1 pseudogene is annotated in these 610 nt (G+C 45.2%); it reads left to right on the forward strand.

Annotation, left to right across the window (positions count from 1 at the left end):
• Window positions 1-421 (forward strand): annotated as a pseudogene (aroE, locus tag A3762_RS27170) (shikimate dehydrogenase); the annotation flags it as partial.
• Window positions 422-610 lie beyond the last annotated feature (189 nt).

Below are 610 nucleotides of genomic sequence, written 5' to 3' on the forward strand. Positions count from 1 at the left end.
ACTCCCGATTCTTGAGGCAGCTCCAAGTCAGTTGGTAGTTAGCAACAGAACTTTTTCTAAAGCTGAACAGCTTGTCGGCCGATACAAACAAAGACCTGAAATTGTTGCATGCGGTGCAGAGTTAACAGCAGAGAGTTTTGACGATTTATCGAGTGCATTTGATCTGGTGATCAATGGAACTTCTGCTAGCCTTTCAGGAGAGCTTCCGAAAATTTCTTCTGAGATCTTTTCAAGCGAAACGCATGTTTACGACATGATGTACGGGGACCAAGAGACGGTCTTCAATTGTTGGGCCAAAGACAGCGGCGCAACAATGACCATGGATGGTTTAGGTATGCTTGTAGAACAGGCGGCGGAAGCATTTCGTGTGTGGCGAAATGTTCAACCTAATACCGCGCATTGTATTGCAGCACTACGATAACGATCGGCATAAAACGAAAGCAGGTAAAGTATGGATTTAGCGACCCTGATAGGGATGCTAGCTGGTGCGGCAGTTATTATCGGCGCAATTTTGCTGAACTCCAGCATTTTGGATTTCGTCAATATCCCAGGTCTAGGGATAGTGATTGTTGGCACACTGTTTATCACCTTGATCAAGTTCCGTTTAAGT

The sequence above is a fragment of the Oleiphilus sp. HI0125 genome, assembly GCF_001635355.1.